Source organism: Winogradskyella sp. (assembly GCF_025210595.1).
GTDB lineage: Bacteria > Bacteroidota > Bacteroidia > Flavobacteriales > Flavobacteriaceae > Winogradskyella.
Genome location: NZ_JAOARH010000151.1, coordinates 1 through 15,218, shown reverse-complemented (window position 1 = coordinate 15,218; position 15,218 = coordinate 1). Strand labels below are relative to the sequence as shown.

The 15,218-nt window shown below is 32.9% G+C and carries 14 protein-coding genes; 11 read left to right on the top strand and 3 right to left on the bottom strand.

Annotated features, from left to right (window positions below):
- Positions 1 to 621, bottom strand: a 621-nt coding sequence (locus N4A42_RS14235; RefSeq protein WP_294075399.1) for a pyridoxal-dependent decarboxylase, incomplete at its 3' end; no start/stop codon positions are given.
- Between the two features lie 86 nt (positions 622 to 707).
- Here N4A42_RS14235 and N4A42_RS14230 point away from each other — a divergent pair.
- Positions 708 to 1,232 carry a cysteine dioxygenase family protein gene (locus N4A42_RS14230; RefSeq protein ID WP_294075397.1) on the top strand — a complete coding sequence of 175 codons (525 nt, stop codon included), beginning with the start codon at positions 708 to 710 and terminating at the stop codon, positions 1,230 to 1,232.
- Here N4A42_RS14230 and N4A42_RS14225 read toward each other — a convergent pair.
- Entirely contained in the window at positions 1,229 to 2,479 is a 1,251-nt protein-coding gene (locus N4A42_RS14225; RefSeq protein ID WP_294075394.1) for a DUF5103 domain-containing protein, read from the bottom strand. The two genes, N4A42_RS14230 and N4A42_RS14225, sit on opposite strands and share 4 nt — an antisense overlap.
- Positions 2,480 to 2,697: 218 nt before the next feature.
- Between N4A42_RS14225 and N4A42_RS14220 the strand changes: the two genes are divergently transcribed.
- The 9 genes from N4A42_RS14220 (at position 2,698) to N4A42_RS14180 (ending at position 13,033) form a co-directional block, all read left to right on the top strand.
- Positions 2,698 to 4,047, top strand: a complete 1,350-nt coding sequence (locus N4A42_RS14220) for a Na(+)-translocating NADH-quinone reductase subunit A (protein ID WP_294075391.1) — start codon at positions 2,698 to 2,700, stop codon at positions 4,045 to 4,047.
- Positions 4,047 to 5,273 carry an NADH:ubiquinone reductase (Na(+)-transporting) subunit B gene (locus N4A42_RS14215; protein ID WP_294075389.1) on the top strand — a complete coding sequence of 409 codons (1,227 nt, stop codon included), beginning with the start codon at positions 4,047 to 4,049 and terminating at the stop codon, positions 5,271 to 5,273. Before N4A42_RS14220 ends, N4A42_RS14215 begins: the two co-directional genes overlap by 1 nt.
- A 2-nt stretch (positions 5,274 to 5,275) precedes the next feature.
- On the top strand, positions 5,276 to 6,025 hold the full coding sequence (locus N4A42_RS14210) for a Na(+)-translocating NADH-quinone reductase subunit C (protein ID WP_294075387.1): 750 nt from the start codon (positions 5,276 to 5,278) through the stop codon (positions 6,023 to 6,025).
- A 6-nt stretch (positions 6,026 to 6,031) separates the two neighbouring features.
- Positions 6,032 to 6,679: an NADH:ubiquinone reductase (Na(+)-transporting) subunit D gene (locus N4A42_RS14205; protein ID WP_294075385.1), complete on the top strand. Its 648-nt coding sequence runs from the start codon at positions 6,032 to 6,034 to the stop codon at positions 6,677 to 6,679.
- 14 nt (positions 6,680 to 6,693) lie between these two features.
- On the top strand, positions 6,694 to 7,422 hold the full coding sequence (gene nqrE, locus N4A42_RS14200) for an NADH:ubiquinone reductase (Na(+)-transporting) subunit E (RefSeq protein ID WP_294075382.1): 729 nt from the start codon (positions 6,694 to 6,696) through the stop codon (positions 7,420 to 7,422).
- Position 7,423: 1 nt separating this feature from the next.
- Entirely contained in the window at positions 7,424 to 8,734 is a 1,311-nt protein-coding gene (gene nqrF / locus N4A42_RS14195) for an NADH:ubiquinone reductase (Na(+)-transporting) subunit F (protein ID WP_294075380.1), read from the top strand.
- 143 nt (positions 8,735 to 8,877) lie between these two features.
- Positions 8,878 to 9,750 (top strand): lipoyl synthase, encoded by an 873-nt coding sequence (gene lipA / locus N4A42_RS14190; RefSeq protein ID WP_294075377.1) that lies wholly within the window; start codon positions 8,878 to 8,880, stop codon positions 9,748 to 9,750.
- Positions 9,750 to 10,766 (top strand): type I glyceraldehyde-3-phosphate dehydrogenase, encoded by a 1,017-nt coding sequence (gap, locus tag N4A42_RS14185; protein WP_294075375.1) that lies wholly within the window; start codon positions 9,750 to 9,752, stop codon positions 10,764 to 10,766. The genes lipA and gap overlap by 1 nt, the downstream gene beginning before the upstream one ends.
- Before the next feature lie 119 nt (positions 10,767 to 10,885).
- Positions 10,886 to 13,033 (top strand): ATP-binding protein, encoded by a 2,148-nt coding sequence (locus N4A42_RS14180; RefSeq protein ID WP_294075372.1) that lies wholly within the window; start codon positions 10,886 to 10,888, stop codon positions 13,031 to 13,033.
- Here N4A42_RS14180 and lpxK read toward each other — a convergent pair.
- Entirely contained in the window at positions 13,030 to 14,028 is a 999-nt protein-coding gene (lpxK, locus tag N4A42_RS14175; protein ID WP_294075369.1) for a tetraacyldisaccharide 4'-kinase, read from the bottom strand. The two genes, N4A42_RS14180 and lpxK, sit on opposite strands and share 4 nt — an antisense overlap.
- Positions 14,029 to 14,322: 294 nt before the next feature.
- On the opposite strand from lpxK, the gene N4A42_RS14170 reads away from it, so the two are divergent.
- Positions 14,323 to 15,218, top strand: an 896-nt coding sequence (locus tag N4A42_RS14170; RefSeq protein WP_294075401.1) for a Nif3-like dinuclear metal center hexameric protein, incomplete at its 3' end; no start/stop codon positions are given.

The following is a 15,218-nucleotide window of genomic DNA, read 5'->3' as shown; positions in this document are numbered from 1 at the left end:
TAATACTTCTAAATGTTCTGCTAACATTTCACCTTTATTATTGGTTTTAACTAACCTAACCTGTGCTCTTCCTATGCCTGTTAACGCTGCATTTTTGGAAATAGAATAGTGTGATTCAGCAGAAGTATAAAGCGTCATTTTGGTTGAAATGCCATTAGCTCTAATAGCTTCGTTTTTAGCATCTCTTGCCATAATTAAAGCCATCATATTACTCATAGATCCGCCAGGTGCAAATGTGCCATCGCTATCAGAATTATAACCAGCTAAAGCGCAAATGTTTTTTAAAACCTGTTTTTCAATACCTACTTGCGGACCAGCAACTTTATAGGTGTACATGCTATTGTTAAACATCACAGCAAGTAGATCGCCAAGTGTAGCTTTACCAATTCTTCCTCCAAATAATTGGTTAAAGAATGATTTTGAAGCTGTTTTTGGTGTACTTTTAATAATGTCTTTTAGGATAACAATTAAGTCGTCATCTACAAGACCTTCTGAGCTTAGTGATAAGTCTAATTTATTATAAAGAGTAGCTGTAGATATAGGTTTAGCTACTGGCTGATTAGTCTCTCCTAAAAGTAGCTGTTCGGCAAGTTCTATAAAAATATTAAGGTCGCTTTGCATTTGTTTCAATTAAGATTTTGAACAGAGTAAATTTATTTCTATTTTTCCATAAAAATCAATTATTTTTCAAATAAAAGTCCATTTAAGTGAGTTTAAATAAACTTGTAAATCAATTATCTGTATCACATAAAAAAGATTATAGTAAAATATTGAAAGAATTTGATTTTAGTTTAATCGATTTTAAGTCTATTGAGCATTGGAAACCTAATGCCTATACCCGAAATTGTTTTTATAGAGATTCATCTTTTGAGCTGATTTTAATTTGTTGGGACAAAGGAGTAAAAACTGCGATTCACGATCATGATGGCGAAGATTGTTGTGTGATGTTGTTAGAAGGTGAAATGGAGGAAGATTTTTATACCTTAAATGATAAAGGACAGTTGGTTTTTCAATCTACTAAAACCTTAAAAAAATACCAATTAACTCAAGCGGACAAAAATAATGGATTTCATAGGTTGAAAAATCAATTTAGCCAACGTGCCATGAGTCTTCATTTGTATGCTAATCCTATTGAAGAAAGTTTAACTTTAGATGAAGTTTCGGGGAAAATTATAAAAAAGAAGTTGAATTATAATAGCTACAAACCAATAGCTTTAACTGTAAATAATTAATTAGAGATATTTACAGAACTAGCTTCACCATAACCAATTAATCTGTCGTAGCGCGCACCAAGGTCTCTGTAATAGACTAAGACTTTATAGTCATTTTCGGTTTGCCAATAGTTACCACTAACAGCTCCTTCATCAATTTCATTTGTTTCGCTATCAACAACGACATATTTGTAATTATAAAAGCCTTGCTTTAGTCTAAAACTTACTTCGTATTTTCTGCTTTCAGTATTGTATTCCATTTTAGTAAGTGGTTCAATGGCATAAGCATTAAAGTTGCCATAAACATAAATGTCTTTATCTATGAGTTCGTCTTGTAATAAAGAAAAATGTACCATAGTGTAGTCGGCTTCTATGTCAGTGTTTATGCGATCTGCTGCTGTCACTTGAAAATTTCCGTTAAGGTCTGGATTGTAAGTGTAAGGTCTACCGTTTCTTGCAATGTTAGTGTAGAGGTAACTCTGATAAATATCTTTTAAGTCTATGAATTGTACGCCAACATTAGAGGTTCTTACATCTTTGTTTTCAAACCAAAAGAATTCGTTACCTCCCCAAAATGCAGATTCGGTGTCGTATCTGTAGATAAGTTCATTGCCTAGTGTGTATTGAGGTTTTAAATCGGAGATGCTAGTGTTAAGGTTGTTGTTTTGTATAATTAAAGTTTTAATGGTTTCAAGTGGGTTGTTAAAATTGATGCTATTTGTAGCAATCACAAGGTCTACAGATTGTTTTTCATTTATAACACTAACATCTCTAGAGCGTTTTACACGTGCGCCTACATTAACCAAATCTTCATAAACCATAAACTTTCTGCTAAACATTAATTCGTCATATTCATCGTAAATAGAAATCATGTAATTACCACTTTTTAAAAGCGCTCGTGTTTGAATATTTGGTATTTGTAATGTGTAATGCGAGTAAACTTGGTAGGTGTTAAATGAGTTTTCGTAAGTTAGAATACGTTGATTATCTAATCCTTTTAAATATTCAGCCTTAGCTAAAACCGAAGGAGTCCAATCAAAATTATAATGCTCAATAACGTAGTAAAAATCTTCTTCATTAGCATTAAGGGCGTCAAATTCTAAAAACAAACGTTCCCCTAATTTTAATACAGGTAGTTGCCCTTGTGTTGTATTGCTTTTAAATGTTATCGTTTTTATGAAATCTGGTGGGTTAACTTCTTCTGCCTGAGAAATTAATACAGATGGTAACATTAAAAGTAATAAAAGGCTATATAAGTTATTTTTCATTATTGGGTTGTGATTCTGAGGCATAAAGATAATCAAATTCTATGCCTTTATAAATCACTCTTATTTAAAATGAATATAAATAAAGCCGAGAGCTCTAATTTGAAAATAAATTACTCTTTAATTTGTAAATTTGCAGCGATTTTTAGAAATCGTTTTGAGATTTTTCTTAGTAAATAGGAAGGTGCAAATAGATTTCTTTTTAACTAATCTTTAAGTATATGTCAAAAGACATCAAAATTAAAAAGGGTTTAGATATAAAGCTAGTAGGTGAAGCTGAAAAAACTACCGAAAATGCTATTGTGAGCAATTTTTATTATATCAGACCTGAAGATTTCCACAGTATTATCCCAAAACTTGTTGCAAAAGAAGGTACACGTGTTAAAGCAGGTGAGACTTTGTTTTACAATAAAGACAATGAAGCGATGAAATTTGTATCTCCTGTTTCTGGAGAGATTACCGAGATACAGCGTGGACCAAGACGTCGTATCGATGCAATAAAAATTACTGCAGATAAGGAGCAAACGCATTTAGATCATGGTGAATTTGATTTATCTTCAGATGCTGAAAAAATAAAAGCTCATTTATTAGCATCTGGTTGTTGGGCTTTTATAAAGCAACGTCCTTACGATGTAGTTGCAAAAGCAGATAGTACACCAAAAGCTATTTTTATTTCAGGTTATGCAAGTGCGCCTTTAGCGGCAGATTTAGATTACACTCTAGCTGGCAAGGAAGCTGAATTGCAAGCAGCAGTTACAGCTTTGTCTAAGTTTACAGATGGAGGAGTGCATATCTCTGTAGGAAGTTCTAACTCTCCATTGGCTAATTTAGATAACGCTACTACTTACAAAATATCAGGCCCACATCCATCAGGTAATGTTGGTACTTTAATAAATAAAGTAAGTCCAATAAACAAAGGAGAAGTTGTTTGGACGGTAAATGCACAAGATTTAGTTATTATTGGTGAGCTTCTTTTAACAGGAAAGTTTAATGCTGAGCGTATTGTAGCTTTAGCTGGTTCTTCAGTTAAAAAGCCAAGATATTTTAGGACAAAGATAGGTTCTGAAGTAGCTACAATGGTATACGATAATGGCGTTGATAAAGATGGCAACGATAGAATTATTTCTGGAAATGTTTTAACAGGGAAAAAAGTAGCACCAGATGGAGCTTTAGATTACTACAGTAATGTAATTTCTGTGATTCCTGAAGGAGATGATTACGAATTCTTTGGATGGAATAAGCCTATTTTTAATAAGATATCTACTTCTAGAGCTTTAACCTTTTCTTGGTTGAACCCAAAGAAAAAATACGATCTTAATACAAATACTAATGGTGAACATAGAGCATTTGTTGTAACAGGAAGTTATGAAGAAGTATTTCCACTAGATATTTACCCAATGCAAATTCTAAAAGCTTGTATGTATAAGGATTTAGACGAAATGGAAGCTTTAGGAATGTATGAAGTAGCTCCTGAAGATTTTGCATTAACAGAATTTATATGTGTGTCTAAACAACCACATCAAAAAATTATAAGAGAAGGCTTAGACTTAATGCTTAAAGAGATAGGATAATGGGTTTAAAACAAAATTTACACAATTTTAAAGAGAAAAATAAAGACAAGAAGTGGCTTCCTGGTTTTAATGCCCTTTTTACGTTTTTATATTTACCAAATGAGACTACTCATAATGGTACACATGTTAAAGCAGCAGACGATTTAAAGCGTACAATGAATATTGTAATCATGGCATTAATACCATGTTTAATATTTGGTATGTTTAATGCAGGTTATCAGCATCATTTAGCACAAGGCTTAATTGAATCTGCTGATGGCTTCTTTGGATCTACTTTCTGGACTATGGATAACCTAGTTATTGGACTTTGGAAAGTGTTACCATTAGTTGCAGTATCGTATGGAGTTGGTTTAGCAGTTGAATTTGTATTTGCTATAATCAAAGGACACGAAGTAGAAGAAGGTTACTTAGTAACAGGTATGTTAGTGCCATTAATTGTGCCAGTAGATATTCCGTTATGGATGTTAGCTGTGGCTGTAGTTTTTGGTGTTGTTATAGGTAAAGAAGTGTTTGGTGGTACTGGAATGAATATTCTTAATCCAGCATTAACAATTCGTGCCTTTTTATTCTTTGCTTATCCTACTTGGATGAGTGGTGATAAAGTTTGGATTCATGGAGCAAGAGAACGTGCAGATCAAATTGCAGAAGGAGCTCAACTAGACGCAATATCTGGTGAAACAATTTTAGGAGGTTTAGCACAGAATAAAGGTGTTTTAGGATATGAATGGTTAGATATGTTCTATGGTATTATTCCTGGATCTGTAGGTGAGACATCTACGTTATTAATCTTATTAGGTGGTTTGTTCTTAATCTTTACAAAAATAGGAAGTTGGAGAATTATGCTATCATCTGTTATTGGTGCATTAGTAATGGGCTTAATATTTAATTGGGTAGTTGACGCTAACATCATTACAGAATCAAGTAAGTTTTACGGATTAATGAGTACACCTACATGGCATCACTTATTAATTGGTGGATTTGCATTTGGTACAGTATTCATGGCAACAGATCCTGTAACAGCTTCTCAAACTAATAAAGGAAAGTGGATTTATGGATTCTTCGTTGGATTTATTTCTATCATGATTAGAGTATTCAACCCTGCATATCCAGAAGGTGTAATGCTTGCTATTTTATTAATGAATGTATTCGCACCAACTATTGACCACTACGTGGTACAAGGAAACGTGAAGAAGAGATTAAAACGTGCAAAAGTTAAAACAGCTTAGTGATGAGTAATAAGACAGATTCAAATACATATACAATACTATTTGCCATAGGAATGGTGGTAGTAGTAGGTTCTTTATTAGCGTTTGTAGCGTCATCATTAAGACCAAAAATTGACGAGAATAAACGTATAGAGAAACAACAAAACATCTTATATACGATGGGTGTTCACGAAAATGACGAAACTAGTGTTGCTTTTGTGGCAGATAATAAAGTAGGTGAGGAGTTTACCAAATACATTACAAAGCAATTAGTAATTACTAATGGTACTAATGTAAAAGAAGATGAGAATGCTTATTTAATTGATATTAAGAAAGAGCAGCAAAATGCTAAGGACGGTAAAGAAAGACAATTACCTTTATTTGTAGGGGAGAAAGATGGAAAGACATTCTATATTGCTCCAATTAGAGGTAAAGGACTTTGGGATGCAGTTTGGGCTTATGTTGCTATGGATGAGAATATGATAGTTCAAGGTGCTTATTTTGACCATAAAGGAGAAACAGCAGGTCTTGGAGCTAATATTAAAGAACGTTATTTTATGGATGATTTCATTGGTGAGCACTTGTTAAACGCTTCAGGCGATTTTGCTGGTATTGCTATATCTAAAGGTAATGGCGATCCATTAAATAATGATAAACAAGATAATGAGGTAGATGCAATTGCAGGTGCAACCATTACTGGAGATGGTGTAGCTGCAATGATTAAATCAGAGCTTAAATTATACGTACCTTATTTTAAAACATTAAAAAACTAGTAGTATATGGGACTTTTATCAAAAAAAGACGCGGCTTTAATTAAAGATCCATTAGCAGATAATAACCCAATTACTATACAAGTATTAGGTATCTGTTCTGCATTGGCAATTACAGCGCAATTAAAAGCATCTATTGTAATGACGATTTCTGTAATCTTCGTATTAGGTGTTGGTAATGTTGTAATCTCTTTAATAAGAAACATTATTCCTTCTAAAATTAGAATTATTGTGCAGTTAACTGTTGTTGCTGCTTTAGTAATTATAGTAGATCAGGTATTAAAAGCTTTCTCATATCAATTGAGTAAAGAACTTGGAGCTTTTATCGGATTAATTATTACAAACTGTATTATCATGGGGCGTTTTGAGGCTTTTGCTTTAGGAAACGGTCCTTGGAAATCTTTCTTAGATGGCGTTGGTAATGCACTTGGATATGGTGTTATTTTAATTATTGTTGGATTCTTTAGAGAGTTATTAGGATCTGGAACATTATTAGGATTTAAAGTATTAGGTGATCCAATTGCAAAAACAGGATTATATGCTATTGGCTATGAAAATAACGGATTTATGTTATTAGCACCAATGGCCTTAATCGTTGTTGGAATCATTATTTGGGTACAACGTAGTAAAAATAAAGCATTAATAGAGGATCACTAGAAAGAAGACTTACTATGGAACATTTAGAATTATTTTTTAAATCAATATTTATAGATAACATGGTATTTGCCACGTTCTTAGGAATGTGTTCATACCTAGCGATATCAAAGAAAGTATCAACATCAGTTGGTATGGGAGCAGCAGTAATCTTCGTATTATGTGTAACAGTTCCTGTAAACTGGTTGTTAGATCAATACATACTTCAACCTGGAGCTCTAGGAAGATGGTTGGGTGAAGAGTATGCTTCTTATGATTTAAGTTTCTTATCATTTATCATGTTTATTGCAACGATTGCAACCATGGTACAGTTGGTAGAAATTATTGTAGAAAAATTTGCACCTGCATTATATAACTCTTTAGGTATCTTTTTACCATTAATCGCTGTAAACTGTGCGATTTTAGGAGGATCTTTATTTATGCAGTCTCGTGAAATTCCAACAATTAGCTTAGCAGCAGTTTATGGATTAGGTTCTGGTATTGGATGGTTCTTAGCAATTTTAACGATTGCAGCTATTCGTGAAAAGATCAGATACTCTAACGTGCCACCTGCATTAAGAGGTCTAGGAATTACTTTTATTATCACTGGTTTAATGGCTATCGGATTTATGAGTTTCGGTGGAATGTTAACAGGTGGTGATGAAGAGAAAAAAGAAGAGACAAAAACGGCAATTGAGTCAAAGCTAGATGAGGAAGAGAAAGCCAATAAAAAAATAGCTGATAACACAATAAAAGGAATTGAATAACATGATATTAGCAGCAAGTACTTTAGGAACTATTCTAGCAACAGTAGCAGCGTTTTTAGTATTAACATTGCTTCTTGTAGGCTTATTATTATTTGTAAAACAAAAATTATCGCCTTCAGGTCCTGTTAAGATTACTATTAATGGTGAACGAGAGGTAGAGGTTGCTTCTGGTGGAACTTTATTGTCTACCTTAGGTAATGAAAAAATATTTTTACCATCTGCTTGTGGTGGTGGTGGAACTTGTATTCAGTGCGAGTGTCATGTAAATTCTGGTGGTGGAGAAGCTTTACCAACAGAAACTCCACATTTTTCTCGTAAAGAGTTACAGCATGGTGCGCGTTTAGCTTGCCAGGTTAAAGTAAAGCAGGATATGGATATTACCATTCCTGAAGAAATATTTGGTATTAAAAAGTGGGAAGCAGAAGTTGTCCGTAACTATAACGTAGCATCTTTTATTAAGGAATTCGTTGTACGTATTCCAGAAGATATGGATTACAAAGCTGGTGGTTATATTCAAATTGAAATTCCAGAATGTGAGATTAAATACTCTGATATTGATATTACTGCTCACCCAGAGGAACATGAAACACCAGACAAATTCCAAGCAGAGTGGGATAAATTTGGACTTTGGCCATTAGTTATGAAGAATGACGAAGTGGTTGAGCGTGCTTATTCGATGGCTTCTTATCCAGCAGAAGGACGCGATATTATGTTGAACGTTCGTATTGCTACGCCACCATGGGATCGTGCTAAGAATGGTTGGATGGATGTTAACCCAGGAGTAGCTTCATCTTATATTTTCTCAAGAAAACCTGGTGACAAAGTTGTGATTTCAGGACCTTATGGTGAATTCTTTATCAATGAATCTGATGCAGAAATGTTATATGTTGGTGGAGGAGCTGGTATGGCACCAATGCGTTCTCACTTATATCACTTATTCAAAACATTAGAAACAGGTAGAACAGTTACGTATTGGTACGGAGGACGTTCTAAGCGTGAGTTATTCTACTTAGAGCACTTCTATGAGTTAGAGCGTAAGTTCTCTAATTTTAAATTCTTCTTAGCTTTATCTGAGCCATTAGAAGAAGATAATTGGAAAGTGAAGAAAGATATTCATGATGCAGAAGGAGATGGTTTTGTTGGATTTATTCATAATTGTGTAATAGACAATTATTTAAGTAAGCATGATGCTCCAGAAGATATTGAACTTTATTTCTGTGGACCACCATTAATGAACCAAGCTGTTCAAAAAATGGGTGAAGATTTTGGTCTTGCAGATGAGAACATTAGATTTGATGACTTTGGAGGATAATCCCTAATGTTTCAATAATAAAAAAGTCCTACTTAGATGTTTTAATTTAAGTAGGATTTTGTTTTTATAACCGTTTAGTTGTTTATCTATTTTATGTAGAAAGAATTTACTTTGTATCTTTGCCTTTCTGAAATTAAAACTGGATGGAAACCAAAGTTGCTTCAAATATTTTACCAGAGCGCAAACCAAAATGGTTACGTGTTAAATTACCTACTGGTAAAAAATATACAGAGCTCCGAACACTTGTAGATAAGTATAAATTAAATACAATTTGTACTTCAGGAAGTTGCCCTAATATGGGTGAGTGTTGGGGGGAAGGTACAGCTACATTTATGATCTTAGGGAATGTTTGTACACGTTCTTGTGGGTTTTGCGGAGTGAAAACAGGACGACCAGATACTGTAGATTGGGATGAGCCAGAAAAAGTGGCACGTTCTATTAAGCTTATGAAAATAAAGCACGCTGTTTTAACCAGTGTAGATAGAGACGACCTTAAAGATATGGGGAGTATTATGTGGGCAGAAACAGTTAAGGCTGTTAGAAGAATGAATCCTGAAACTACTTTAGAAACTTTAATTCCAGACTTTCAAGGTGTTGAAAGGCATATAGACAGAATTGTTGATGTAGCACCTGAAGTAGTGTCTCACAATATCGAAACCGTTAGGCGATTAACTCGCGAAGTTAGAATACAAGCTAAATACGATAAGAGTTTAGGTGTTTTAAAATATCTAAAGCAGCAAGGCCAACGAAGAACAAAATCTGGTATCATGCTTGGTTTGGGTGAAACAAAAGAAGAGGTTAAGGCAACACTATACGACCTTAAAGAACACGATGTAGATGTTGTAACCGTTGGGCAATATCTTCAGCCTACAAAAAAGCATTTACCTGTTCAACGTTTTATAGATCCAGATGAGTTTCAGGAATATAAAGAAATAGGTATAGAACTTGGTTTTAGACACATAGAGAGTAGCGCACTTGTAAGATCTTCTTATAAAGCGCAAAAACACATTACCTAATGATTAAAGTTGCCATAAACGGATTTGGTAGAATTGGTCGTCGTGTGTTTAGGCTTGCACTTCAACATCCTCAAATAGAAATTGTTGCCATTAATGATTTGGCGGATGCCAAGACATTAAGTCATTTACTAAAGTATGATAGCATTCATGGTGTTTTAAATAATGTAGTATCATTTTACGATCATAATATTATAGTAGATGATGTTTCAATTCCGTTATACAATCAGTCGCATCCTAACTCAATAGACTGGAGTGGAGTTAATCCTGACTATGTTATTGAAGCTACAGGAAAATTTAAATCTAAGGCAGAGCTTCAGTATCATTTAACTAATGGAGCAAAACAAGTGATATTATCTGTTCCTCCTTTAGAAGAAAATATAAAAACTATTGTTTTAGGTGTTAACGAAGACAGTATTGATGGTACAGAGACAATAATATCAAATGCATCTTGTACTACAAATAATGCTGCTCCTATGATAGCATTAATAAAATCGCATTTTGGTATAAAACAAGCCTATATTACAACTGTACATTCCTATACTACAGACCAAAGTTTGCACGATCAACCACATAGAGACTTGAGAAGAGCAAGAGCAGCAGGTCAATCTATTGTGCCAACAACAACAGGAGCTGCAAAAGCTTTAACTAAAATTTTCCCAGACTTATCAGACGTTATTGGTGGTTGTGGTATTAGAGTACCTGTTGCTAATGGTTCTCTTACAGATATTACAATTAATGTAAAAAAGGATACTACTATTGGTGAGGTTAACGAAATTTTTAAAAAAGCATCAGAAACTTACTTAAAAGGTATAGTAGAATACACAGAAGATTCTATTGTATCTGTTGATATTGTTGGAAATCCACACTCTTGCATTTTCGATTCTCAAATGACTTCAGTTATCGGAAATATGGTGAAAATAGTGGGATGGTACGATAATGAAACAGGTTATAGCTCAAGAATTTTAGATTTAATTGGTAATTTATCGGATAAAAAAGCACTTTTGTCGAATAAATAATTATATTTGTTTAACTAAAGTGAGCTGAAATGTCCCGAATCAAATATTACATATTTGTTTTTTTAGCATGTTTTTATACTCTAATTTTCGCACAACAAGACGTTGTCGAAGATGTAGACATGCTTTCTATACGCCTTCAGGAGCGTATAGACCAAGCTAAGTTAGAAAGCAATAGAGGTGACTATTATCCTGCTTTAGCTAATCTTGATAAGGCTTTAGAAATTGCAATAAAAATAAAGGATAAGAAGCATCAAGGTGTCATTCATACCAAAATTGCAAAAGTTAGATATTTGGTCGGTGAAACAGATAAAGCAAACATATCAATTACTAATGCGATTCAACTTCAAAGAGAAATTAATGATTACGCAAACCTTGCTATTACGTATAATATAAAAGGGGTAATTCATAGCATTAAGGAAGAGTATGAAGATGCTTTGGATTACTATCATTCAGCCAAAAATTTATTCGAACAAGAAGAGCTAGAAGAATATATCTCTGAGGTAACTTTAAATGAAGCTAGAGTTTATATAGCTCTCGATAATTATGAAAAAGCTAAGGCTCAGCTAGAACAAACAATAATTATTGCTAAAAAGCACGAGCAAAGAAGAAGACTTAGTAGTGCTTTAATACAATCAGGGAAAGTGTCTAGTGCTTTAAATAATAACGACTTAGCTTTGTCTCAAGTAAAAGAAGGTTTATCAATTGCTAAAACGTATGATATTTTAGAAAATAAAAATGAAGCTTACATTGCCTTAAGCGATGTTTACAAAGCTAAAGGTGATTATAAGAATTCATATGAATATATAACAAAGCATATAAAGTTATCTGATTCTATATTAGATGTAAAGCGCGAAAATTTAGATCAGAGTATTTCTAGCCAATCAATTAATAAGTATAAAGATGCTCAAAATGCACAATTAAAAGAACAAATAGAAGAGGTAAGTGCAGAAAGTAACTTTACCAGAGTAACCACTATTTTAAGTATTGCACTAATTACAATTTTATCTTTGTTAACCTTATCGTTGTATAAAAACAATAATATTAGGCTAAACACCAACAATATGCTTCATAAAAAAAATGATGAACTTATTGTAGCTAAAGAAAAGGCTGAGTTAGCCTCAAAAACTAAAGCCAATTTTTTATCAACGGTTACGCATGAGTTAAGAACTCCGCTTTACGCTGTTACCGGTTTAACTAATATGTTATTAGATGAAGATCCAAAAGAGCATCAAAAACCGCATTTAAAATCATTAAAGTTTTCAGGTGATTATCTATTGACTTTTATTAACGATATATTACAAATTAATAAGATCGAAGCTAATAAGGTAGAATTAGATCCTGAAATATTCAATCTTAAAAATAAAATAGAAAATGTAATGTCTGCTTTAGCAAATTCGGCTAAGGATAATGGCACTAAATTACATTTTGACTATGAAGATGGATTGCCAGAAGCCTATAATGGCGATCAATTAAAAATTTCCCAAATCTTAATTAACCTACTGGGAAATGCTATTAAATTTACAAAAGATGGTGACATTTGGGTAAGAGCATACAAAATTGACCAAAAAGACAAAATGTACACCTTGCGTTTTGAAATAGAAGATAATGGCATTGGTATTACAAAAGAAAAGCAAGACCAAATGTTTGAGAGCTTCTCACAAGGTTCTGTACAGATTAATCGTAAGTATGGAGGAACAGGTCTTGGTTTATCTATTGTAAAAGGGCTTATAAAAATTCTAAAAGGGAAAATCTACTTAAAGAGTGATTTAGGTAAAGGCACAACATTCTTCTTTGAAATACCTTTAGAAAAAGCTAAAAAAGCTGATACACCAAAAGTGGTTGAAACTAAAAAACCAAATAAGATGGAAGATTTAGATTTAACAGATGTTAAGATTTTAATTGTAGAGGATAACAAGATCAACCAGATGATTACTAAGAAAATCCTCAATAAAATGGGACTTTATTGCGATGTTGTAGATAACGGTGAAGCTGCTGTGGAGCAAGTTAAAACAACAGAATACAACATGGTTTTAATGGATATTCATATGCCAGGAATAAGTGGTTTAGAAGCAACTAAAATCATTAGAACATTTAATAAAGACTTAGTGATATTTGCATTAACTGCAGTAACATTAGAGGACAAAATGCATGAGTTTGGTGAAGCAGGATTTAACGATATTATTTCTAAACCATTTAAGCAAGAAGATTTTGAAAGTAAGTTATATGATGTACTTTCTGGTAAAGAAGTTGTTTCAAGCTTCTTCTAATCTACAAATGCTTTAATAGCTTTATCAAACATTTCCTTTTTATCAATCATTAATTCTATTGGAATATAGAATAAGTTAGGCTCTAAGTTTTCATTATCAGATAGCCTAACATAGTCTTTTTCGGTTGTAACAATAAAATCTTTCTTGGCCAAAATCTCAATATCATCAGGTTTAAAACTATAATGATCAGGATATTCTAGATGTTCAAATTTTAATCCTTTATGTTTTAAAAAATCTACCAATGGTTTTGCATTAGCAATACCAGAAACTAAAGTAAACTCAGGAAGAGCACTCAGCTCTAATTCTTTTTGTTTAGAAATAGCTCTTTCAGGGTAGCTTATATGGCTAAAAAAGATCTTTTGATGAGGCTTTAAATTAAGTTTTAATCCTATTTCGGTTTTTTCAGCCTCAGAAATGTTTTTAGGACATTTTGTTACAACGATAATATCTGCTCTACTTGCGCCAGATCGAGGTTCTCTCAAATTACCAGTAGGTAAAACAATGTCATCACAATAGAGTTTGTAATAGGCAGTCAGTAAAATATTTAGTCCAGCTTTTACTTTTCGATGCTGATAAGCGTCATCTAATAAAATGACTTCAGGTGGTTTATTTAAAGACAAAAGTTCTTTAATACCATTTTGACGACTACCGTCTACAGCAACATTAATGTTTTTAAATTTTTTAAATATTTGAAAAGGCTCGTCACCAATCGTGTCTGAAGTTGCCTCTTCATCGCCTAAAACAAAACCTTCAGTAATTCTTTTGTAACCTCTACTTAATGTGGCGATTGGTTTTTCGTCTTTTAGAAGTCTAATCAAATATTCAATCATAGGAGTTTTTCCAGTGCCACCTGTGCTAAGGTTACCAACACAAATTATAGGGAAATCATAAGATTTTGACGACTTTAAACCTTTATCGTACAACCAATTTCTAAACATAGTTATGACGTAGTAAATGGGTACAACAGGAAACAATATAATTCGGATAAATTTCATGTGCTTTTATTCTTAACTTTTTTGAGTCATCGTCTTAAGCATCAGTAGGATAACAATGTAATTTGAATGCTGATGTTTTATAGTACTAAAGTATGCTATTTTTTACTTGTGTCCGAGTAAAAATCAATGATTTGATGAAAAATTATCAACCTATGTTTTCAGTCTTTTTAGCTGATTTTTTAGTGAGTTTATGTTTTAATTTTAGTAGTAAAAAACGATTCGAAAAACTTAACTAAAAGATATAGATGATTTAATCAGACATTAATGACTATTTTTGAAGCAAATAATATACATATGACTGTTCAAGATGTAATTAATCAACTACACGATTTGGCTCCTTTAAGCTATGCGGAAGATTTTGATAATGTAGGTCTTTTGGTAGGTGATAAAAATCAATCTGTCTCAGGTGTTCTGGTAACTTTAGATACTCTAGAGGAGGTGGTTGATGAAGCTATAGATAATAATTGCAACCTTATTGTAAGTTTTCATCCAATCATATTTAAAGGCTTAAAAAAACTAACAGGTAAAACTTATGTAGAGCGTGTTGTTATTAAAGCAATTCAAAACAATATTGCTATTTTTTCTATTCACACAGCTTTAGATAATGCCATGCAAGGTGTTAATTCTATTATTTGTGATCAATTAGTTTTATTGAATAAGAAGATTTTAATTCCTCAATCAGGTACATTAAAAAAGCTTCAAACTTATGTACCTAAAGCAAATGCAGAGGAATTACGAACAGCGTTATTTAATACTGGTGCTGGTAATATTGGTAATTATGATTCTTGTAGTTTTAATATTGAAGGGGAAGGGACTTACAAAGGTAACGAGCTCTCAAATCCTGCTATTGGTGAAAAAGGTGAATTACATACTGAGAACGAAACAGCTGTTTCAGTAGTTTTTAAAAGACATCTACAGTCTAGCGTTGTAAAAGCACTTTTAAATGCGCACCCTTATGAAGAAGTTGCTTACGAAATTACAACTCTAGATAATACCAATCCTTATATAGGAATGGGTATGATTGGCGAATTATCAGAAGCCATGGAAGCGCAAGCATGCCTTGAGTATGTTAAAGAAAAAATGAATACTAATTGTGTTAGGCATTCAAAATTATTAGGCAAGCCCATTAAGAAAATAGCAGTTCTAGGAGGTTCGGGTAGCTTTGCTATAGGAGCTGCAAAAGCTTCAGG

Bases quoted from the DNA above. Each gene is read 5' to 3' on its own strand.
- gap (WP_294075375.1), top strand. From the start codon at position 9,750: ATGATTAAAGTTGCCATAAACGGATTTGGTAGAATTGGTCGTCGTGTG.
- N4A42_RS14210 (WP_294075387.1), top strand. From the start codon at position 5,276: ATGAGTAATAAGACAGATTCAAATACATATACAATACTATTTGCCATA.
- lipA (WP_294075377.1), top strand. From the start codon at position 8,878: ATGGAAACCAAAGTTGCTTCAAATATTTTACCAGAGCGCAAACCAAAA.
- nqrE (WP_294075382.1), top strand. From the start codon at position 6,694: ATGGAACATTTAGAATTATTTTTTAAATCAATATTTATAGATAACATG.
- N4A42_RS14225 (WP_294075394.1), bottom strand. From the start codon at position 2,479: ATGAAAAATAACTTATATAGCCTTTTATTACTTTTAATGTTACCATCT.
- lpxK (WP_294075369.1), bottom strand. From the start codon at position 14,028: ATGAAATTTATCCGAATTATATTGTTTCCTGTTGTACCCATTTACTAC.
- N4A42_RS14215 (WP_294075389.1), top strand. From the start codon at position 4,047: ATGGGTTTAAAACAAAATTTACACAATTTTAAAGAGAAAAATAAAGAC.
- nqrF (WP_294075380.1), top strand. From the start codon at position 7,424: ATGATATTAGCAGCAAGTACTTTAGGAACTATTCTAGCAACAGTAGCA.
- N4A42_RS14205 (WP_294075385.1), top strand. From the start codon at position 6,032: ATGGGACTTTTATCAAAAAAAGACGCGGCTTTAATTAAAGATCCATTA.
- N4A42_RS14180 (WP_294075372.1), top strand. From the start codon at position 10,886: ATGCTTTCTATACGCCTTCAGGAGCGTATAGACCAAGCTAAGTTAGAA.
- N4A42_RS14220 (WP_294075391.1), top strand. From the start codon at position 2,698: ATGTCAAAAGACATCAAAATTAAAAAGGGTTTAGATATAAAGCTAGTA.